The organism is Agromyces sp. Y575 (assembly GCF_059445445.1).
This window is the reverse complement of the sequence record NZ_JCAIUI010000002.1, coordinates 689,728-711,395: the sequence shown is the minus strand read 5'-3', so window position 1 is coordinate 711,395 and position 21,668 is coordinate 689,728. Positions and strand designations below refer to the sequence as shown.

Here is a 21,668-nt window from a genome sequence, read left to right as displayed (position 1 = left end):
GGGCTTCCGACAAGTGGCCGATGGTCGTATTCGCATCGGGATTCCGGCAGATCACGTCATCCCGGTGCGCCGCGTGGCGAGAGCCGATCGAGGATCGCGGCACGGATGCGCGTGAGTCCTTCGACGAGCTGCGAATCGCTCGGCGCCGCATAGCCGAAGACGATGCCAGGCTGCCCATCGCCGGGGATCGCGGAATAGTCGGAGAGGGGTGCGACGCCGACGCCTTCCGCCGTGAGTCGGGCGACGACGGCAGCGGATGCCGCGGCATCCGCCAGCCCGATGACCGCGTGCAGCCCGCCGTCGAGTCCGGAGAGCGTGGCGCCGGGCAGCCCGTCGAGGGCGGCGAGCACGAGACGGCGCCGGTGAGCGTACTCGCGCCGGGCGACCGCGATGTGCCGGCGTACGGCGCCGCTCGCGAGGAGCGCGGCCATGGCATCCTGCGCCACGCCGGGCACGGGGCAGGGCTCGTCGGCGCGGGCACGGGCGATCGCGTCGCGCAGCTCGGAGTTCGCCCCTGTCGGCGGCAGCACGAGGTAGCCGAGCCGGATCCATGGCGTGAGCACCTTCGAGAAGCTGCCGACGAGCACCACGCGGCCGGACTCGTCGAGCGACGCGAGCGCGGGCAGGGGCGGGCCGAGGTGTCGGAACTCGCTGTCGTAGTCGTCTTCGATCACGAGGGCGCCGGTCGCGCGCGCCCACGCGAGCAGTTCGAGCCGGGTTCCGACGGGCAGGCGACCGCCGAGTGGGTACTGGTGGCTCGGCGTGACCATGACGGCGTCGGCGCGGTGCGGAATTCGTCGCAGTGCGTCGAGGTCGAGCCCGTCGGCGTCGAGCCCGACTGGTGCGGTGCGGGCGCCGTGGCGCTCGAGGGTGCGGCGCGCCGACGGGTAGCCGGGATGCTCGACCGCGACCACGGGAGCCCGCCCGGCGACGGATGCGAGTGCGAAGGCCACGAGCCCGAGCGCCTCACTCGTGCCCGCGGTGACGACGACGTCGTCGGGCGCGCATGAGAGGCCTCGAGCGTGCCGCAGGTGATCGGCGATCTCGGCGCGCAGTCGATCGACACCGAACGGCGGCGGAGCAGTGGCAGGGATCTCGAGTGACGCGGCATGCCGCCAGGCCGCACGCCACGCCCGTCGGTCGATGCGCGAGGTCGAGGGGTGACCTGGCAGGAGGTCGATGCGCGGCTCGTCGACCGGCGCAGCGGATGTCGCGGCATCCGCTCGCTCGTCGAGTCCGTGAGCGCTCGCGACGCGCGTCGCCGCGGGGTCGAGCACTGCGACGCGCGTCGCCGCTCCCTGCCGCATCTCGAGGTAGCCCTCGCCGGCGAGCTGCTCGAACGCCGCGACGGCAGCGCTGCGTGAGACGCCCAGTTCTTTCGCGAGCGCGCGCGTCGAAGGCACGGGGTCGCCCGGGCGGAGGGCGCCGCGGAGGATGCCGCGGCGCAGGCCGTCGACGAGCTGCACGACGATGGGCTTGCCGGATTCGCGGTCGATGGTGAGGATCGGCCCGTCCATACGACTCCAGACTGGACTGGTGGAAACTGCAGAAACTGGACTGCAGGCGCGACCAGTGTAGCGCCGAGACTCGAAGCATGACCACGATCGACCCAGCGGCCGCCGCGGCCCCCGCCGCCCCTGCACCCGCCGAAACACTCGCACCCCGCCGCATCCGCCGCTTGCCCGAGCGCCAGAGTGCCGACCGCGACGCCCTCTTCGAACTGCTCGACTCCGAACTCGTCGGCCACCTCGCCGCCGTCGTCGACGGTGCGCCGATCATCGTGCCGATGGGGTACGCCCGCGACGGCGAGCATCTGCTGGTGCACGGCTCGACCGGCGGCGGGTTCGCCCTGCGCGCGGCATCCGAACGCCAGACCGTGGCCTTCGCCGTGACCGCGCTCGACGGCCTCGTCTTCGCCCGCTCGCTCTTCGACAGTTCGATGAACTACCGCAGCGTCGTCGTCTACGGTGTGCTCCAGCCGGTCGAGGGCGAGCGAGCGGATGCCGCGCTCATCGCGCTCTCCGAACGACTCATGCCCGGCCGCTCATCCGAAGTGCGCGCCACGACGCGCAAGGAGGCCGCGGCGACCCGCGTGCTGCAGCTTCGCCTCGACGACGTGGTCATGAAGGTGCGTGCGGCCGGGGCGTCCGAGGCTCCCGACGACGGCGAGGACCACTCCGTGTGGGCCGGCGTCGTGCCGCTCGGCAAGGCCTGGGGTTCGCCCGAGCGTTCGGCGCTCACGCCGGAGTCAACCCCGACACCCGACTCGGTGGTCGCCCTGACGACATCGACCGGCCAGGGCCGCAGGCTTCTCTGAGGTTTCATCAGATTCCGTGAGTGTCCATCAGAAGGGAGGTGCGCGATGTTCGCCATCCTGTTCCTCGCAGCGTTCGGCCTGGTCACCGCCGTGGCGGTCTCAGCCGCGATCGTGCAGTTCAGCCGTGACGGCTACCGCCGTGCACCGACCCTCTCCCGTTAACCGGGCGCATCGGGTAAGTGGGTCCCGTCGGGGGAGGCGCCGCGAAATAGGGCGATCGCCCGATGAGCCTCAGGCACCTTAGCGAGCACGCTGGAGGCATCCGGTCGGAAGTTCCGGAAGAGCACCAGGAGGAATCATGCAGTTCTCGGCAGACTTCGTCGTATTGCACGCCCACCAGACCGACGTGCTGCGCGCCGAGCACGAGCTCAACCTGCAGCGCAGTCCCGAAGAGAGCGGGTCGGGCGACGCGGTGGCGTCGTCCGGCACCGCTGTTCGCCGGCACCGTCACCACCACGCGCACCGGGCTCCGCGACTCGCGTTGCGGTGACCCCCACCGTCACCATCGGGGCGCCGGCGGTGTCACTGCCCGCCGGCCCGCGGGTGCACCTGCATCCGCCGAGCGCTCCCGATCCGATTCAGCTGAGCGCGATCACGGATGCCGCGGCAGCCGCCGCTGTCGGTGGTACGTGGCACGATGAGATCGTGATCACGTCAGCGGCGGCCATGGTCGGTCGCGACGCCGACCTCTCGAGGCTCAACGAGCGACTCGACGAGGTGCGCGCAGGCGCGCCGTTCACCGTCATCATCGGCGGTGAAGCCGGCATCGGCAAGACCCGGCTCATCCGCGAGTTCCAGCGCGGGCTGCCGGCCGACGTGCAGCTCCTCGCCGGTCAGTGCGTCGACCTCGGCAGTGTCGCGGCACCGTACGCTCCCGTCAAGGCGGCCTTGCGCACGCTCATCGCCGAGCTCGGGCCCGAGCGGGTGCTCGAGGCGGCCGGCCCCGGTCGCTCGGCGCTCGCCGCGCTCCTCCCAGAGCTCGCGGCGTCCGAGACCGACGTCCAGCCCGCCGCGGCACTGGCCGGTGTCGGCGCCGCCACCGGCCAACTGCACGAGGGCATCGCGGTGCTGCTCGAGACCGTCTCCCGCGAGCGCCCCATCGTGCTCGTCATCGAAGACCTGCACTGGGTCGACGCCGCGACGCTTGCGCTCCTCCGATTCCTCATGCGCGCGCTGGGCTCGAGCCGAGTACTCACGGTGCTCACGTACCGCAGCGAAGACGTCACGCGGGGGCATCCGCTGCGCCCCTTCCTCTCCGAGGCCGAGCGCGACCGCTGGGTCGAACGCCGCGATCTCCCGCGGCTCACTCGCGCGCAGGTGCGCAAGCTCGTGAAGTCGCTCGTCGTCGACGAGGCGCCCAGCGCGAGCGCGCTCGACACCGTGTTCCGCCGCAGCGACGGCGTGCCGTTCTTCGTCGAAGAGCTCGTCGGCATCGACGGATGCCGCGACGAGAGCTTCGTGCCCGACACCCTGCGCGAACTCCTGCTCGCCCGTTACGAGCGACTGCCCGATCCGGCACAAGAGCTGCTGCGGCTCATCTCCACCGGAGGTGTGCGCATCTCCCACGCCTTGCTGTCCGGCGTGTACGCAGGCACAGCCGATGAGCTCGACGCCGCGGCACGCCAGTGCGTGGTCTTCGGGGTGCTCACGATCGAGGGTGACGACTACGCCTTCCGACACGCGCTCGTGCGCGAGGCCATCCTCTCCGACCTGCTGCCCGGCGAGCGGGCGCGCTTCCACGCACGGTACGCCGAGGCGTACGAAGCGGCGGCCGCCGCCGGCACTCGTCGACTCGCTGCCGAGATCTCCTTCCACTGGCTCGGCGCGCACGACGCGACGCGAGCCTTCCCCGCAAGCATCCAGGCGATGCGCGAAGCGCGCGCCGCAGCGGCGTATGCGACGGCCGCTCAACTGGGCGAACGGGCGCTCGGCCTGTGGGACGTCGTGCCCGATCCGGCACGTGCCGCCGGCATGGCGAAGCTCGAGCTCATGGGCCGCACGGCCTCGCACCTCCGCAATGCAGGCGAAGGCGAGCGAGGCCTCACGCTCGTGAAAGCCGCCCTCGCCGAGTGCCCGCGCGACGATCCGCAGTACCCCCGGTTCCTGCGCGACAAGGCGATGTACCTCGCCAACGTGGGGCGGCCGGGTTCGATTCCCGTACTCGAAGAAGCGCTCGAGGCGCTCGGCGAGCACGGCTCGAGCGAGATTCGCATGACCGTGCTCACCGGTCTCAGCGGCCGACTCATGATCGAGGGTCGGCTCGATGAGGCCGTCGAGACCGCAGAACGTGCGCTCAGCGTGGCGCTCGAGCTCGATTCGCCGAGATACGCGTCGATCACCACCAACATCGCAGCCGTCAGTCGTGCCAGTCGTGGCGAGGTCGAGGCAGGTCTGGCCGGCCTCGAGCGCGCGCGTGAACTCGCCGCCGGCGACGGTACGGCGCTGCTGCGCTACTGGGTGAACGCCTCCGACCTCCAGTACCTCGTCGGCAACCATCGCGAAGCGGTGCGGTTGGCCGAAGCGGGCCTCGAACAGGCACGCGCCCAAGGTGTCGAGCGCAGCACGGGCGTCCTCCTCGCTTCCAACGCCGTCGACCCGCTCTTCGCTCTCGGCGAATGGGATCGCGCCGCCGCACTCGTCGAGCGTGCCCTCGCCCTCGACCCTCCCGGCCCGTTCGGCGTCTACCTGCAACGCGCACGCATCTGGGGCATCCTGTGGCTCGGCGAACCGGTTCGTGCGGCCGAGCAGTTGCGGCGCGTCCGATCCGCCTGGGGCGAGGTCATGGAGGTCGAGACGCAGACGAGGCTCAGCGTGAGCCGCGTCGCCGCCGAGGTGGCGCTCGCCAACGGCGACGTGGCCGAGGCGTGGCGAGAGGTGAGGCGGGTGCTCGAAGAGCACGACGTGCCACTACCCGGCTACGCTCTACCGGCGCTCTGGGTGGCGGCGCGAGTCATCGGCGCCGCCAGATCGGGTGCGCCCGAGCGTGCAGGGGGCATCTCCGATGCGCTCGCCGCCGAGATCGGGGCGGCCGAGCCCACGTTCCGTGGGCTGCTCGATCAGTTGACCATGTGGCCGACGCATTCGCTCTGGGCCGCGTTCTTCGACGCCGAGCTCGCCGAGGCGCCCGGGGGCGCCGCCGGTTCAGATGTCGCGGCCTGGCGCGCAGCGGCGAAGACCGCCGCCGCGCCCACCGCGCCCGGATACCTCGCACCGTTCGCCCTCCTCCGACAGGGTGAGGCCGAACTCGCGTGCGGTGATCGCGCCGCCGCCAAGGTGACGCTGCAGAGCGCGCTCGACCTGGCGCTGAGCGGCGGGGTCGGCGCGGTTCGCGACCGGGTCTCGCAGGTGGCAGCTGCCGCGGGGCTCGCGCTCGACGGCGGCATGGGCGCCGGCCGGGGCAAGGCGGCGAACAACGCCGGGGCACCGGGCATCGCGGGCGCCGCTGCATCCGATGCCGAACTCACCGCCGCGACCGCCGAGCTGACCGCACGCGAACGGCAAGTGCTCGAACTCATCGCCGAGGGGCTCAGCAACCGGCAGATCGGTGAGCGACTCTTCATCAGCGGCAAGACTGCGAGCGTGCACGTCTCGGCGATCCTGCGCAAGCTCGGTGCGGCGACTCGCACCGAGGCGGCCTACCGCGCGGGCGTACTGCGCTGACGCGGGCGCGCCGCCCTGCCTCCCTCCGCAGCGCCGGCCTCCGCTCAGCTCAAGCCGTGCAGCCCCGCGTGCCGTGCCGTGCAGCCCATGCCGCGGCCCGTGCCGTGCAGCAATTCAGGAGCGGAGGCGTGTCGTCCGGCGTGTCGCGTGGCTGAAGCGACGACACACCGTGCGCTGACCTGAATTGCTGCAAGGCTCTGGCGAGCGAGAAGGCAAGGGCTGGGGCGGGGGCGAGGACCATGGCGCGATCAGCGCACCGGGCGGAACCCCCGTGCGACATCGATGAGGATGCGCGCGCCGAACCCGGTCGCACCCTTCGAGCGCCACGAGTCGTCGGCATCCGACTGCATCGTGCCCGCGATGTCGAGGTGCGCCCACGGGGTCGCACCCACGAAGTGGTCGAGGAACAGCGCCGCCGTCGTCGCACCGGCGAACGGGCCGCCGAGGTTGGCGATGTCCGCGACCTCCGAGTCGAGCTGCTTGCGGTACCTGCGCTCGAGCGGCAGCCGCCAGACCTGCTCGTCGGTCGCAGCCGACGCGCGCTCGACCGCCGTGAGCATCGTCTCGTCGTTGCCGAGCAGCGCCGCCACCGACTGGCCGAGTGCCATGAGCGCCGCCCCCGTGAGTGTCGCGATGTCGACGATCGCATCGACGCCGTCTTCGTTCGCGAGTGAGATGCCGTCCATCATCACGAGCCGGCCCTCGGCGTCGGTGTTCCTCACTTCGACCGTGGTGCCATTGCGCGCGGTGAGCACGTCGCCGAGTTGGTACGCCGAGCCCGACGGCATGTTGTCTGTGCACATGAGCCAGCCGCTCACGGTCGCGGTGGCGCCGAGGTCGCGCAGTGCGGTGAAGGCTCCGAGCACGGATGCCGCGCCGCCCATGTCCATCTTCATGAGCAGGTGCATCGGGTCCGACGGCTTCAGGCTGATGCCGCCCGAGTCGTACATGATGCCCTTGCCGACGAGGCCGAGGTGTCCGGTGGAGGATCCGGCGGGCGTGTAGCGCAGCTTGATCATGCGCGGCTCTTCGGTCGAGCCGCGATTCACGCCGAGCAGGCCGCCGCAGCCGAGGTCGATGAGCTGTTGCTTGTCGAACACCTTGACGTCGAACCCGAAGCGAGTGCCGAGCTCGACGGCGACATCGGCCAGGTCGGTCGCCGTGAGATGCCCGCCTGGGGCGTTCGCGAGGTCGCGGGCGATGTTCGCTGCTCGTGAGGTGATGAGGCCCACCTCGATGCCGGCTGCCAGTTCGGCGGCGTCGGGCGTCGCCGGCAGCACGTCGCCGATTCGCAGGGCGAGTCGCTCGAGCGACGTGCCGGGGGGCTTCGTCGAGAGGCCCGTGTAGCGGTATCGTGCGAGCGCGGCGCCTTCGGCGATCGCCTGCCCGGCGGCTGCGCGGTCGAGGCCACCGAGCGCAGGGATCTCGAAACCGAGGCGCGCGCTCGTCGATGCCGCGCGCACGAAGGTCGCGGTCGCGTCGCGCAGTCCGTTGACGGTCAGATCTGCGGTCGTGCCGCCGCCGACGAGCACAGTGGGCTCGTCGCCCGGCATGAGCAGCGTCTGTCCGGGCTTCGCGTCGAACCCGGCCCGTTGCCACGCTGCGGGGTCGAGCCCGGCGATGGACGCCGGCTCCGAGGCATCCGTGAATACGAGCACGCCGGTCGTCTCGACCTCGCCGAGCGCGTCGTCGAGCACGACCGCGAGGGAATGCGCGAGCGACGGCGTCGCGGTGAAGTCGGCCGGGATGAGTTTGTTCGGACTGCGGGTCATGCGAGTGCCTCTTCTTCGTCGACGGGATCGATGGGGTCGTCATCGTCGGGTTCGAGTTTCTCGGGCAATTCGTCCTTGCGTCGGCCGGGCATGCGCGTCGCCGGCACGATCGCGAGCAGCGCGAGCGCCGCGAGACCGAGCAGCGACACCTGCAGCGACTGCAGCCGCGCCTCGGCGTTGACGAGGATGGCGGCGTCGACTTCGGGGCCGGTCGCCCGGGATTCGAGGGCGGCGGCGAGCTGCTCGTTCGTGAGGAAGTCGGCCTCGTTGAAGTTCACCTGCGAGATGAGCTCATCGGAGATCTCGGGGTGCTCCTGCGCCCCGGTCAACAGCATCGTCGAGAGCATGCCGACCGCGAAGGCCGTACCGACGGCGATGCCCACGCTGCCCGAGATGTTGTGCACGAGCCCGCGCCAGGCGCCGACGTCGCCCGCGAGTTGCTTCGGCGCCGCGGAGAGCAGGGTGTTGAACACCAGCGCGACGATCGAGCCCTGGCCGAGGCCGAGCAGGATGAGTCCCACGACCACGAAGCCCTGGCTCCATTCGCCGCGCACGGTGAAGGCGAGCAGGGTGAGCGCAGCGGCCACGACGACGAACCCTGCGCTCGCGAGCACCCGCGGCGGGAACCTGCCGTAGAGCGATGCGATGAATGTCGATGCGAGGAAGATCGACAGCGTGTAGGGGATGATCGAGAACGACGTCTCGATGCTCGACCGGCCCTGCACGACCTGGATGTAGAGCGGAATCAGGAAGTTCGCGGCGGTGCCGACGAAGAGCATGATGCCCATGCACGCGGTGATCGCGCGCTCGGAGCCCGTCGCGAGCACCCGCAGGTCGAAGATGCGCGGCTTGCCCTCGCGCCCTCGGCGCCGCAGCCACGAGAAGAACACCTGGCCCACGATGAGGCCCGCGAGCACGAGGAGCGGGGCCGGCGAGATGCCGAGGATGTCGAACGGCGCTTGGTTCGTCGCGAGCCAGACTCCCCACGTCGAGAGGCCGGAGAAGCCGAAGCTCAGCAGGATGACGGCGACGGCGGCCAGCAGGGCGCCGGTCCAGTCGATCGAGAGGCCGGGCTGGGCGGGCACGCGCTTCAGCCGGAAGCTCAGCAACAGGTTGATGACGGCGAGGCCGACCATGAGCACGAACGACCAGCGCCATCCGATCGTGGTCGCGAACCAGCCCGCGAGGATGAGGGCGAGTACGCCCGCCGCGGGGATCGCCGCAGCGAGCAGGCCGATCGCTCTGCCCTGCTGCGGTCCGTGGTAGTTCGTGGCGATGAACACCGTGAGCGCCGGCGCGATGAGCGCGATGACGGCGCCCGAGGAGGCCTGCGCGATGAAGAGCATCGCCGGGCTCACGCTCAGCGCGACACCGAGCATGGCGACGCCGTGAATCGCGACGGCGATCTGGAAGACGCCTCGGCTGCCGAAGCGGGAACCGATTTTCGCACCGAGCAGAATGAACGCCGCCATTGCGAAGGTTCCGGCGGTGATCGCGATGCCGATCGAGCTCGCCGCGGTCTCGAGGTCGGTCGTGATACCGGCCATCGACACGGTCAGCGCATTCACGGCGAACGAGACCTGGATCTGCGTCATCACGACCACGATGAGCGCGAGCCACGAAGTCTTCGGAATCGGAACGGCGACGGGTGCCTCGGCCTGCATGCTCATGAACGATCCCCTCGGTTCACAGATACTGATGCTCACCGTACTGCGTGAGCCTCGCCCGGCGATACTGCTGCTGCTGCGACTGCGAAGGCGGCGAATGTCCGCCCCCCGCACTCCGGCCGGCTGTCATTGAGTCGCGACGACTGTGACGACTACAGTGAGCGTCATGTCAGCCGGGGGGCGTGTGCGGGTCACTTCCGTGCTTGCGGCGTTCGCCGTGGCCGCGATGCTCGGGGTCGGCGCGCTCGCCGCGGCCCCGGCGGGGGCGGTTGCGATGAGCCCGGTGGTCGAACCCGTCCAGCCGACGGCGCCGGCCGGGGAGGCGCCGGCCGGGGAGGTGCCGCCGACGGAACCCGAACCCGACCCAGGGCCGGAGCCGGGGCCGACGGAGGATCCGAAGCCGCCCGTCGAGACCGTCGAGCCGCCGGCCTCCGAGGCGCCGCCGCCTGAGGTTCCAGGCGGCCCCGTCGACGAGAACGGCGATGGCGGGGGTGACCCTGAGGACGCGCCTGTGCTCGAACCGGTGCCGCCCGCGGCATCCGATGTCGAGAATCGCTCGCCGTGGTCGTGGATCATCGCCGTGATCGTGCTGCTCGCGATCGCCGCGGTGCTCCTCGCGATCCGGCGGCCGGGTGCCGCCGAGCCCGTAGCGGAAACCGGCCAGTCCGGCCAGACCGGCCAGACCGGCCAGACCGGCTTGATTGACGTGGCCGCCGGCGCCGTGGTGCACGGGGCCGCCGCGGACGAGACCCTCGCCGCCATGGAGGCCACGGGCGAGGCGATGATCGACGCGGGGTACTCGGTGACCACCGTGGGCGCTGCGCTCGAGGACATCGCCAAGGTGAACGGCATTCCCGAGACCGAGACCATCGTCTTCCCGACCGCGCTGATCGTCTCCGCCCGAGGCGTCGGCGAACTCCGCACCGGTGCCGTCTCGAGCGGGCACAGCCGCCTGATGCTGTACCAGGTCGACGAGTTGCACCGCACGGTCGAAGCCGCCAGAGCAGGTCGCATCGACCCCGTGACGACGAAACGGAGCATCCGGAGGCTCCGCCGCAGGCCGGCACCGTACTCTGCGACCCAGCGCGTCGTCGCGTACGTGCTGCTCTCCGCGGGTCTCGCCGTGCTGCTCGGCGCCTCATGGGTGGGCGCCGCGGTCGCAGCGGTGCTCGGTGCGATCGTCGGCGGGGTGCTGCTCATCGCCGCTCGGGCGCCGCGCGACTACCAGGCCCTCGTGACCGTCGGCATCGCGTTCTTCGTCTCGATCGCGGTGTTCCTGCTCATCCGCATGGGTCTCGACCCCGGCGTGCTGCCATCGCTCATGGCCCCCCTCGTGACGTTGCTGCCGGGGTCGCTCCTCACGACGGGCGTCATCGAACTGTCGACAGGTCAGATGATGGCGGGTGCCGGGCGGCTCGCCGCCGGGGCGATGCAGCTCGTGCTGCTCGCCGTCGGCATCGTCGCGGGCGCCGCACTCGTCGGCGTTCCGGGCGTCGAGCTCACCGCGGCATCCCAACCGATCGGGCCGATCGCGCCGTGGATCGCGGTCTCTGTCTTCGGCGTCGGCATCGTCGTGCACCAGTGCGGGCGTCGCGACTCGATCGGCTGGATCCTGCTCGTGCTCTACACGGCGTACGGCGCGCAGGTCATCGGCGATATCTTCTTCGGCGGCGTGCTCTCGGCATTCGTCGGGGCGCTCGTGATGACCCCGGTCGCGGTGATGGTGGCGCGCCAGCGAACCGGCCCGCCCGCCGTGGTCAGCTTCCTCCCCGCGTTCTGGCTGCTCGTGCCCGGTGCGCTCGGCCTCGTCGGGGTGACCTCGATCCTCGGCGGCGACGAGGCGGGCGTGACGACCCTCGTCACGACGGTGTCGACGATGGTGGCCATCGCCCTCGGCACACTCGCCGGTTCGGCCCTGACCAGCGGTTTGAGATCATCGCGCGGGCCACTGCTGTGAGGGATGCCTCGCGGCTAATCTGAGCGAATGGACCCCGTCGCGACCACGCTCGTCATCCTGGCGCTCGCGATCGTGGCGTTCATGTCGAACCGGGTGCCGATCGGCATCGTTGCGATCGGCGTCGCCGTGGCGCTCTGGCTCACCGGCATCCTCGATCTCGGGCAAGCGCTCGCCGGATTCGGCGACCCGACGGTGATCTTCATCGCCGCCCTCTTCGTCGTGAGCGAGTCGCTCGACTCGACGGGGGTCACGGCGTGGGCCGGTCAGCAGGTGATCGGGCGCGCCGGCACGAAGCGCGGGCCACTGCTGCTCGTCGTGTGCCTCCTCGTCGCCGGCGTCACCGCCCTCATCAGCGTGAACGGCGCCGTGGCGGCGCTCATCCCTGTCGTCGTCGTGGTCGCGACGCGCGCCGGCATCCCGCCGTCGCAGATGCTCATGCCGCTCGCCTTCTCGGCTCACGCCGGTTCGCTGCTCGCGCTCACGGGTACGCCGGTCAACATCATCGTGAGCGAGACGGCCGCCGACGCCGGCGCCCGGCCGTTCGGCTTCTTCGAGTTCGGGCTCGTCGGTGTGCCTCTCGTCATCGGCACGTTGCTCATCGTCTCGCTCATCGGGCGTCGGCTGCTGCCCGAACGCGCGCCGACGAGGCTGCCGCAAGACGTGAGCGAGCACGCCCGCACGCTTCGGCAGCAGTACGACCTGCCAGAGGAGACCGAGTTGATCGGGGTGCGCCGAGGCGTGACCGAGGTCGTCGTCGCACCTCGCTCCGAGCTCATCGGCCTGCACCTCTTTCCGGGCATGGTGACCCCGAGCGGCGATCTCGTCGTGCTCGCCGTGCAGCGCGGCGGAGAAGACCTCGTCGGCGCCGATTCGCGGCTGCAGGCCGGCGACACCCTGCTGCTCACCGGCGCGTGGGACCAGCTCGAGCGCAACACCGCCGGCCCCCACGTGCTCGTCGTCGATGATCCGGCGCTGGTGCGCCGCTCGGTGCCGCTCGGTTCCGGCGCGAAGCGGGCGATCGTGATCCTCGCGGCGATGGTGGTGCTGCTCGCCACGGGTCTCGTGCCGCCCGCGATCGCGGGGCTCGCCGCGGCATCCGCTCTCGTGCTCGCCCGCGTGGTGTCGCCCACGCAGGCCTATCGCAGCATCTCGTGGACCACGGTCGTGCTGGTCGCAGGCATGATCCCACTCTCGACGGCGTTCATCAGCACGGGTACTGCCGATGTCATCGCCGATGGGCTGCTCGGACTCGTCGGCGACGCATCGCCGTACCTGGCGCTCTTCGCGATCTGCGCGCTCACGATGGTGCTCGGCCAGCTCATCTCGAACACTGCGACGGTGCTCATCATCGCGCCCGTCGCGGTCGTCGTCGCGGCCGACCTCGGCGTCTCGGTGCTGCCGTTCATGATGGCGCTGACGGTCTCGGGGGCCGCGTCATTCCTCACTCCCGTGGCGACCCCCGCCAACACGATGGTGCTCGAACCCGGCGGCTATCGATTCGGCGACTACTGGAAGCTCGGGCTGCCGTTGCTGTTGCTGTTCCTGGTCGTCGCAGTGTTCTACGTGCCGCTCATCTGGCCGTTCTGAGCCCCGCGCGACGTACGCTGGGAGCGGAGGCGATGATGAACCGAATCGATGAGATCCCCATCACGACCATGGACGGCAGCACGACGACGCTCGGTGACTACACGGGCAAGGCCGTGCTCGTCGTCAACGTCGCCTCGCGGTGCGGACTGGCACCGCAGTACGCGAAGCTCGAGGAGCTGCAGCGAAAGTACGGCGAAGCGGGCTTCACTGTGCTCGGGTTCCCGAGCAACCAGTTCCTGCAAGAGCTCTCGAGTAACGAGGCGATCAGCGAGTACTGCTCGACGACGTGGGGCATCACCTTTCCGATCTTCGATCGCGTTCGGGTGAACGGTCGCCACGAGCACCCGCTCTACACCGAGTTGAAGCGGGCACCGGATGCCGCAGGCAAGGCCGGCCGTGTCACCTGGAACTTCGAGAAGTTCCTCGTCACGCCCGATCGCGAGGTGCGGCGGTTCCGCCCGCAGACCGAGCCCGACGCCCCCGAAGTGATCGCGGCGATCGAGGCCGCGCTGCCGGTGGCTCGCCCGGCCGACTGATTCCACGGCACGGGCGTCGGGCAGGCGCTGCTCGACGCGGCTATCGGCGATCGGGCCGCCTACCTGTGGGCGCTCGACGACAACCCCAGGGCGCAGGCGTTCTCCCCAGGGCGCAGGCGTTCTCCCCGGTGCGCGAGGTGCGATTCGTACGGTGATCTCGTCTCGTCAGCGGCGCTTCTCAGGAGATCCACGGCGACACGCCGCATGACCGCGGCGTGTCGCCCCGCACGCCGAACAAGTTCCTGAGAAGCGAGACAGGGGGTCAGCTGGCGAGTAGGGGCGGCCCCGCGGGAAGGCGCAGCAATGCGCCCTCGTGGCGCACGGTCGCGGCGGCGATGGTCATCGCCTCGACGAGCGCGTCGGCCCAGCCTTCGGCCGTGCGCGGCAACCCGTGCACCGCGATGTGGTGCACGACCGCCGAGAGCGTCGCGTCGCCGGCGCCCATCGTGTCGACGATGGGGCCGGGCAGCTCGACGATGCCGGCGTGCACCGGGTCTCCGCCGTGATGCACGGTCGCGCCGGCCCTCCCCGCTGTCGCGAGGATCGCGGGGGAGTGGGGAGCCGGGGCATCCGTTGCCGGCCGGCTCGTCCCCGGTCGGCTCGTAGCCGCTGTGCGGAGCCGCTCGACGAACTTCGGAAGCGGGGCGTCGAGCAGCAGTTCGGCGTCTTCGTCGCCGACCTTGACGAGCAGGGCTGTCGCGGCGACCGAAACGAACTGCTCGAGGAAGACCTCGCGGTCGGCCATCATGCCGGCCCGTGGGTTGCCGTCGATGATGAGTCGCTCGCCCGGTCGGTCGATCGCCGCCGCGAGTTCGGCGACCTGCCCAGGGTCGTCGAAGGGGAAGCAGCTCACCACCACGAGGTCCGCCTTGTCGATCGCGGCACGCGTGGCTTCGTCGAATCGGATGCGGCGCCGCTGCGCGGCCTCGTTGAACTCGTAGCGGGGCTCGCCGTCGGTTCGATCGGAGACTGCACGCGAGGTGCCATGTTCCGACGGGCTCTCGATGAGCTTCACCCGATAGTCGCGGACGTAGGCGCGCACGCGGTCGGCCGGCTCGTCGTCCCCAAGCATGGCGACGAGGGTGGTCTCTTCGCCGAGCAGTGCGAGGCCCACCGCCACGTTGAGCGCGGCGCCGCCGACGAATTCGCGGGACCCGCGCGGATCGCGGATCTCGTCGATGAGGGCATCGCCGATGACGACGATGCGTGCCGGTCGCTTCATGCGTTCACTCCTCCGATCGCGGCGCGATCTCGCCCGAGCCGCGCTCGAGCAATCGCGTGGGCACGATCGTACGCGCCGCGGGGGAGGCGTGTGCAGCGCGGCGCAATGCTCCCCACGACCCTTCGTCGGGAGACGGTCGTACGAATCATCCGTGGTCGGGCGAAAGCTCGTGGCGCGCGTGAGTTCGGGAGTTGGTGCGGGAGGGTGCGCGCGAGCCGGGAGAATAGGGGTGAGACCCCGAGGAGCACCCAGCACCATGAAACCCGGACCGAGACGCAGCGTCAGCCAGGTCGACATCGTCGACGCCGCGTTCGAGATCCTCGAGCAGAAGGGTTTCGCCGCCGTCTCGGTGCGGGGCGTCGCCGCGGCCCTCGGGCTCACACCTACCGCGATCTACACCTACTTCCCATCGAAGAACGCGCTGCTCCGTGCGATGGTCGAAGAGCTCCTCTCGAGTCTCGACCTCGCCGCGGCATCCGACGTGGCGGTTGACTGGCGCGGCAGGGTGCACGCGCTCGCCGCAGCGCTCCGCACGCGACTCGCCGAGCACACGGGCGCAATGGTGCTCGTGACGAGCGGTCCGCTCGACGGGCGGCACGCGCTCGGGTTGAACGAAACCCTCATCGCCGGTTTCATGGGCGAGCGGATGCCGCTGGCCGACGCCGCACGGGCCGCATACGCCGTGCGCGCCCACGTACTCGGGGTGGCTGCCCTCGACGCCGCAGAGCGGACGGGCGACCCCGAGGCATCCGTCGCCCGATCGGTGACCGGCGCACTCTGGACGGATGCTGCGAGCCACCCGCTCACGGAAGCGACCGCGCATCTCGTGGCCGGCGCCGAGACGGCCGCCGGGGTCGATGACACCTTCACCTGGGGCCTGGATCGCCTGCTCGACGGTGTGCTCACCCCTCCGCCTGCCGTTCCGCTCACCCCTCCGCTCGCAATGTAGGACATCCGCCTCTTGGTAGGACGAAGCGGAATGCACGCGTCCTCCCAAGAGGCGGATGTCCTACATACCGGCCCTGCCGGGCGGAAGGCTGCATCCGCTCGCGCCAGACTTGCACCGTGCTGCATCTGAGAATGATCGTGCCGCAGGCGCTTCGGGCCGACGTCGACCGAGTGCTGCTGGCGCCCGACGCGCCCGTCGCGAACCTGATCGTGCTGCCGGGCGCTGGCGTCGACCCCGTCGGTGATGTGATCCTCTGCGATGTCGAACGCGATGCGACGAGCTCGCTCCTCGCCGAGCTGCACGGTGTCGGGCTCGACGAACAGGGCTCCATCGCCATCGAGGCCGTCGACCTCGCGCTCGGCCGCAAGCGACGCCACAGCGCGGCCGCAGTGTTCGGCAACGACGACGACGCCGTCGTGTGGGAGGAGGTCGAAGCGCGCACCGACGACGAGGTGCGGCTGTCGGCGACGTTCCTCGTGTTCATGACGGTCGCCACGCTCATCGCCGCGGTCGGCGTGGTCACCGACCAACCGATCCTCATCGTCGGAGCGATGGTCGTCGGACCCGACTTCGGCCCGCTCGCCGCGATCGCCGTCGGCATCGTGCGCCGCCGACCTCGGGTGGCGTGGCGTTCGACGGCGACCCTGCTCATCGGGTACGGCGCAGCTATCCTCGTGACGATCGGGTTCGCGCTTCTGCTGGAGGGCATCGGCGTCTTTCCCGACGATCCGCTGTCGCAGGAGCATCCGCTCACCGAGTTCATCTGGCAGCCTGGGGCGCTCAGCTACATCGTCGGCTTCCTGGCCGGCATCGCGGGCGTGCTCTCGCTCACCTCGGCGAAGTCGGGCGCACTCATCGGCGTGCTCATCTCGGTGACGACCATTCCCGCGGCGGGCGCGATCGCCGTCGCCGTCGCCGATGGGCAGTGGTCGCAAGCCGGCAGCTCCACCGTGCAGCTGCTCGTGAACCTCGTCTCGATCGTCACCGGCGGGGTGCTCACGCTCGCCGTGCAACTCACGGTGCAGCGTCGGGCGTGGAGGCGTCGCGAGCGCCGCCTGCTCGTTCCGCCCGCCGGAGGTCGCTGACGCTTGAGGCGCCGACCCCCGGAGGGGCCGACGCCTCGTCGGTGTCGTGTCGCCGGATCAGCCCACGGTCGGCGGGGTGATCTTGATCAGCGCCGAGGTGTTGCGCTTGAGCGCCTTCTTCACCTCGATCACGGTGCCGTAGCCCACGCCGGCGTCGGCGGGGTTGCCGGTGCCGAGCGTCATGCCCGGCTGAACCTCGAGTCCGTAGAACTCGGGCAGCGGCTTGCCGTTCTCATCGACGACTCGGGTCGTGTACGGCGAGTTGCCGAGCGACGGCACGACGGCCGAGCCGTTGCGGAACCGGTAGTACAGGTCGGCTCCATTCCGGATCTCGATGCCCGGCACCCAGCCCTGGTCGTCGGTGAAGGTGCTCACCGGCTTCTGAGAGCGCACGTCGGTGCAGTACTCGTCGGTCACATCGGCGCCCGTGATGCACTCCGTGAAGCGGTACGTCTTCTCGAGGCCGAACGCGGCGTTCGAGGACTGCGCCCGCGAGGGCATGTTGTCGGTCGCCGTCGGATCGATCTCGGCCGCCTCACCGGTGCGACGCAGCGGGTCGAAGTGACTGTCGACGATCAGCAGGCCGCCCTTGGCACCGGCGCTCGGCAGCGCCGTCTCGTTCGACACCACGTGGTTCGTGTTGCCGTACGTCGTGTCGCGGTACCAGATGAGCGCTCCGGGAGCGTTGTACTTGATCTTCTCGACCTTCCACGCACCCGCGCTGTACACGGAGTTGTAGCCGTACTTGAGCCCCTCATCGAAGCCGTCGAAGTTGCGCCACTCGACCATGTAGTACTGCGCCTTCACCGAGGTGCCGGTGTCGATGCGCCAGCCGGGACCGGTCGTCGCGGCGAACGTCTCGACCTCAGCGGTCCAGCCGTTGTCACCGCTCTCGACATCGTCGCTCCAGACGGTCTCCGCTCCGCTCGTGAGTGCGAAGTCGTCGGCGAACCAACCGCGATCCTGGTAGGCGGCATCGGTTGCGAGCCGCAGGCGCAGGCTCACCGTCGTGCCGGCGTACGAGGTGAGGTCGACATACTGCTTCTGCCAACCGTTCGACGTGCCCGTGAGCCCGTACTTCTTGTTGCCGAACGTCGCCATGTTGCCGTTCGGGTCGGCGTAGCCGTCGGGTGTCGTGAGTTCAGTGCCGGCTTCGTCGTAGACCTTCTGCTCGGTCCACGTCGTGCCGCCGTCGATCGAGACCTCGACGAAGCCGAAGTCCCAGTCCTGCTCGATGACGAAGTTGCTGTTCATCCAGAACTTCGCGTCGGCGGGCACGTCGAGGCTGCGGACGATGCGGATGTCGCCCCAGTCCTGGTCGGCACCGGTGTACCACATGTTCTCGCCGCTGGTCGGCTCGGCCAGTGTGATCACCTTGTCGGGAAGATTGATCTTCACGCCGTCTTCGGTGCCGACCAACGGCCGGGAGTTCTGGCCCACGTTGATCGTGCTCGGAGCGTCACCGGGGTTGACCTCGACAGGGTCGGCCCAGCCGAGCATCCACTTGTCCCAGATGCCCATGTGGGTGGGCATCGACTGGAAGATCGGTCCCGAGTGCGAGCCCGAGGACATCAGATCCCAGAAGTCGATGTCGGAGTCTCCGGCACCGGAGGTGTCGTAGAGGTCGGGCAGGCCGAGGTCGTGGCCGTACTCGTGAGCGAACACGCCGACGCCCGAGTCTTCGGGCTGCACGATGTAGTTCGACAGCTTGAGGTCGGTGCCGGGGATGTCCGCGCCGCCTGCGACGGCCGAGGAGTGCGCCCAGAGAGCGTACGTGCCCTCGGCGCCGCCGCCGCCGGACTTGTCTTCACCGGCGTGCACGAGCACGACGTGGTCGATGACTCCATCGGGCTCGAGGAAGTCGCCGTCGCCGTCGCGGTCGCCCTGGTCTTCGATGTCGTAGTCGGCCCACGGGAAGTCGGGCTGCGCCTGCGCGAGCGCCTCGACAGCGTCGATCGGGAGCTGGCCGGCACCGAGCGGGTTGTCGGGGTGGCCCTGCATGTCCTGGATCGCCCCGGCCTCGTACACCCCCTCCTCGTTCTGGAAGCAGAGGCTCGCGCCGTAGTAGGCCTCCGAGTGCGGCACAGTGATCCAGGGAGTCGCCTCGCCGGTCACCGTGTAGGCGCCGCGCGACATCTCCTCGTACATGGCCTTCATCGTGTGGCCCGAGATGTCGATGCCGCGGCGGCCGTCGGGACCCTTCAGGTCTTTGCGAACCCGCTCCGTGATGCCCTTGTCGGTGAAGAGCATCTTGTTGAAGTGCTCGGACGAGAAGTCGGCAACCCACATCGAGTTGTTGTCTTCGAGCTCGTAGTCGGCCGGGTTCGGGATGTTGTTGTGCATCGGGCCGCTCTGCACCTCGCCGGGCTTGCACTCGGTCGCACCGTACTCGTTCGGCACGTAGGTGCCGGAGAAGTCGTCGTTCGCGCTGTCGTTGAACTCGACGAGGATTGTGAGCAGCTTTGCTTCCTGCGTCTCATCGGCTTGCTTGTAGTCGGGCTTCTTGTGCCGGTTCTTGTCTCGGCCGCGATCCCAGTGCCGGTCGCGCTTGAGCTCACCGGGACTCTTGCCGGTCTCGATCGACGCGGCCTCGAGCTGAGCGAGCCCCTCTGCGGCGAGCGGGTTGCCCTGCGAGAACTTCTGGTCGAACGCCTCGGCCTCGGTGGCGACGGTGCCCGCGCTACGCTGCGCGATGGCGTCACCCACCAGCTCGTCGGTGCCGAACGCCTGCTCCACACGGGGGGCGACGTAGTTCATGTAGTACTCGGAGTCGCTGATCACCGGTGGTGAGACCGGCGATTCAGCCGCGGCCGCGCTACTCGCCCCGACCGACACCAGACCGGTGGCAGCGAGTGCGAATACCGGGAGGACCGCAACCGCGCGCCTCCGCGCGCGGGTGGTGAATCCAGACATGCTTCTCCCTTCGAGCGCCCCTCGGAGGTGACCGTGGGGCGTGAACGACGTTCGTCGGTGGGCGAACGTACTGGGAATCCTGCCTTGCTTTGCATCGTCTGCGGAAGAGCTCCGACGAACTTTCTGGACCATGACGCACGTCCGTTGCGCGTCACCGGCAGAAATCGTCGATCACCGCCGTGCATCACCCGTTGAGGGGTGATCTGTGCGTCGACGCCGTGAAAGATCGCTCGGAGTCGACGCTGGCCGCGCAGCATCCGTCGTCATGCTGGTGCTGTCACCGTGAAGGTCATGCCGAAGACCGGCTACTCGCTGCAGCACCCGGGTGCAGGATCGACGACCCGCTTTCGAGGGGTGGCGGAGCGCCCGAGCGAGCCCTACCATGGCGTCAGTCAGGCAGCGGCCCCGCTGCCTGCCCACGGGTGCCCTTCCGCTCGATCCGAGATCTCTCGAATTCGAAGGGCTGTGGGATGTTCCGATCGGTGTCGGCCGCGATTGCGGCATTGGGGCTCGTATTCGGGGGCGTGCTGCTGGGGAGCCTGCCCGCGGCCGCCGTCGGCGGGTCACCGGGCATGGATGCGCCATCCGTCGCGCGCTCCATCGCATCGCCGGCGCACGCCGAGGCCGCCGACCCCTACGTGCCGCCGCGACCGGTCGTCACGCCGCGGGTCGTCCTCGACCCGAACTGGACGTTCACCCTCGACGGCATCGATCTCTCCGACATCCGACCCGGCGACACCTTCACGATCACGGCGGCCGGCCTGCCGCCCGGGCTCGACGTCTTCGTCGAGCTGCACTCCGATCCCGTGACCCTCGCGGTCACCGAGGTCGGCCGTGACGGCAGGTTCGCGGCGACGGCGACGATTCCGATGGACACGGTGCCCGGCGCCCACCGCATCGTCGTCATCCTGTCGGGCGACGGTATTCCGCCGACTTCCAAGGAGGCAGTCGTCACGGTCGCCCCGCTGGAGTCCGGTGTCGCCCCGAACATCCTGACGGACGCGCTCCAGCCGATCCAGCACGTGCTCGAGAACCCCGAGACGATCGCATCCGCCTTCTCGATCGGCCTCGTGCTTATCGTGCTGGCGGCCGTTCCCGCCCACCTGCTCAACGCGACGATCGCCGAGCAGTACCAGCGATTCAGCGGGCGCGTCGCTCGCCTCCGGCGTCCGCCGGGTTGGTACGCCGCACTGTCGGCATGGATGGCTCGCGAATCGGCCGTCCCTGCGATCGCCCTCGTTGCGGCCACCGCGCTGATCTTCGGATTCGCCGACCCGCACCTCGGGTTCAACGACCATTCACTGCGGCTCATCCTGGCCCTGGCCATCGCGTTGTTCTTCATCGCGTTCGTGTCGAGTTGGATGACGGCGTTCATCCTGAAGCAGCGGTGGTCGGTGATCGCGACCATCAGCTTCCGGCCACTGGGGCTGATCCTCACAGCCCTCGGCGTCATCGCGTCGAGACTGCTCGACTTCTCGCCGGGCTTCCTGATCGGACTGGTGCTCGGCCTCTCGATGTCCTCGCCCGCCATCAGGCAGTTCGCGTGGCGTGCGGTGGCGATCCGTTCGTCGATCATCATCATCTTCGGAGTCGCCGCGTGGATCGGCTTCAGTGCGCTGACCCTGCACGGAGAGCCGCACGACTTCCTCGGCGCGCTGCTCGTCGAGACCTGCGTGGCGATCACGACGGAGGGCATTGTCATGCTCCTCATCGACCTGATGCCGTTCAAGCTGCTGTCGGGCGAGCTCCTCTTCGCCCACTCGAAGCTGCTATGGGGCGGGCTCTACCTCGTCGTGACGTTCGTCTTCATCGTCGCCGTCGTGGCGTGGGAGGGCCACTGGCGCGAACTCGGCGGTTCGCTCTGGCTGTGGATCTCGGTCGTCAGCGCCTTCGCCGCCGTCTGTATTGCGATCTACCTGTATTTCCGGTTCTGGGCACCGCCCCTGCCGGAGGAGACCGCCGACGAGGAGGAGCCGCTGACTCGCGTCGAGTGAACGTTGCTC

General features: G+C 69.7%; 14 protein-coding genes and 1 pseudogene. 10 read left to right on the top strand and 5 right to left on the bottom strand.

What is annotated here, in order from left to right; genetic code table 11:
* Positions 1 to 56: 56 nt before the first annotated feature.
* Entirely contained in the window at positions 57 to 1,517 is a 1,461-nt protein-coding gene (gene pdxR, locus AC1C2U_RS09390) for a MocR-like pyridoxine biosynthesis transcription factor PdxR (protein ID WP_495361486.1), read from the bottom strand.
* Positions 1,518 to 1,594: 77 nt separating this feature from the next.
* On the opposite strand from pdxR, the gene AC1C2U_RS09385 reads away from it, so the two are divergent.
* From AC1C2U_RS09385 to AC1C2U_RS09375, 3 genes are all read left to right on the top strand, one after another.
* Positions 1,595 to 2,317, top strand: coding sequence for a pyridoxamine 5'-phosphate oxidase family protein (locus AC1C2U_RS09385; RefSeq protein ID WP_495361485.1), 723 nt, complete (start codon positions 1,595 to 1,597; stop codon positions 2,315 to 2,317).
* 298 nt (positions 2,318 to 2,615) lie between these two features.
* Positions 2,616 to 2,807, top strand: coding sequence for a hypothetical protein (locus AC1C2U_RS09380; RefSeq protein ID WP_495361484.1), 192 nt, complete (start codon positions 2,616 to 2,618; stop codon positions 2,805 to 2,807).
* Positions 2,804 to 5,977: a helix-turn-helix transcriptional regulator gene (locus tag AC1C2U_RS09375; protein WP_495361483.1), complete on the top strand. Its 3,174-nt coding sequence runs from the start codon at positions 2,804 to 2,806 to the stop codon at positions 5,975 to 5,977. The genes AC1C2U_RS09380 and AC1C2U_RS09375 overlap by 4 nt, the downstream gene beginning before the upstream one ends.
* 248 nt (positions 5,978 to 6,225) lie before the next feature.
* Here AC1C2U_RS09375 and AC1C2U_RS09370 read toward each other — a convergent pair whose 3' ends face one another.
* Positions 6,226 to 7,749 carry a leucyl aminopeptidase family protein gene (locus tag AC1C2U_RS09370; protein ID WP_495361481.1) on the bottom strand — a complete coding sequence of 508 codons (1,524 nt, stop codon included), beginning with the start codon at positions 7,747 to 7,749 and terminating at the stop codon, positions 6,226 to 6,228.
* Positions 7,746 to 9,419, bottom strand: coding sequence for an MFS transporter (locus AC1C2U_RS09365; protein ID WP_495361480.1), 1,674 nt, complete (start codon positions 9,417 to 9,419; stop codon positions 7,746 to 7,748). Before AC1C2U_RS09365 ends, AC1C2U_RS09370 begins: the two co-directional genes overlap by 4 nt.
* Positions 9,420 to 9,582: 163 nt before the next feature.
* Between AC1C2U_RS09365 and AC1C2U_RS09360 the strand changes: the two genes are divergently transcribed.
* The 4 genes and pseudogenes from AC1C2U_RS09360 to AC1C2U_RS09345 all read left to right on the top strand — a co-directional run.
* Complete coding sequence (locus tag AC1C2U_RS09360; protein WP_495361478.1) at positions 9,583 to 11,373, top strand: threonine/serine exporter family protein; 1,791 nt, start codon at positions 9,583 to 9,585, stop codon at positions 11,371 to 11,373.
* Between the two features lie 27 nt (positions 11,374 to 11,400).
* Entirely contained in the window at positions 11,401 to 12,960 is a 1,560-nt protein-coding gene (locus AC1C2U_RS09355; RefSeq protein ID WP_495361476.1) for an SLC13 family permease, read from the top strand.
* A gap of 35 nt (positions 12,961 to 12,995) precedes the next feature.
* A complete protein-coding gene (locus tag AC1C2U_RS09350; protein ID WP_495361474.1) occupies positions 12,996 to 13,496 on the top strand; it encodes a glutathione peroxidase in 501 nt (166 codons plus the stop codon).
* 3 nt (positions 13,497 to 13,499) lie between these two features.
* Positions 13,500 to 13,598: pseudogene (locus tag AC1C2U_RS09345) on the top strand (N-acetyltransferase); the annotation flags it as partial.
* 160 nt (positions 13,599 to 13,758) lie between these two features.
* Here the strand turns inward: AC1C2U_RS09345 and AC1C2U_RS09340 are convergent.
* Positions 13,759 to 14,718 (bottom strand): carbohydrate kinase family protein, encoded by a 960-nt coding sequence (locus tag AC1C2U_RS09340; RefSeq protein ID WP_495361473.1) that lies wholly within the window; start codon positions 14,716 to 14,718, stop codon positions 13,759 to 13,761.
* A 256-nt stretch (positions 14,719 to 14,974) separates the two neighbouring features.
* Here AC1C2U_RS09340 and AC1C2U_RS09335 point away from each other — a divergent pair, with 256 nt between their 5' ends.
* Positions 14,975 to 15,667 carry a TetR/AcrR family transcriptional regulator gene (locus AC1C2U_RS09335; protein WP_495361472.1) on the top strand — a complete coding sequence of 231 codons (693 nt, stop codon included), beginning with the start codon at positions 14,975 to 14,977 and terminating at the stop codon, positions 15,665 to 15,667.
* A gap of 116 nt (positions 15,668 to 15,783) precedes the next feature.
* Complete coding sequence (locus AC1C2U_RS09330; protein WP_495361471.1) at positions 15,784 to 16,752, top strand: DUF389 domain-containing protein; 969 nt, start codon at positions 15,784 to 15,786, stop codon at positions 16,750 to 16,752.
* 57 nt (positions 16,753 to 16,809) lie between these two features.
* On the opposite strand, the gene AC1C2U_RS09325 is transcribed toward AC1C2U_RS09330, so the two are convergent.
* Positions 16,810 to 19,665 carry an immune inhibitor A domain-containing protein gene (locus tag AC1C2U_RS09325; protein WP_495361470.1) on the bottom strand — a complete coding sequence of 952 codons (2,856 nt, stop codon included), beginning with the start codon at positions 19,663 to 19,665 and terminating at the stop codon, positions 16,810 to 16,812.
* 470 nt (positions 19,666 to 20,135) lie between these two features.
* On the opposite strand from AC1C2U_RS09325, the gene AC1C2U_RS09320 reads away from it, so the two are divergent.
* The gene (locus AC1C2U_RS09320; RefSeq protein ID WP_495361469.1) at positions 20,136 to 21,659 is read left to right on the top strand and encodes a hypothetical protein; all 1,524 of its coding nucleotides are present in this window, start codon (positions 20,136 to 20,138) and stop codon (positions 21,657 to 21,659) included.
* Positions 21,660 to 21,668 lie beyond the last annotated feature (9 nt).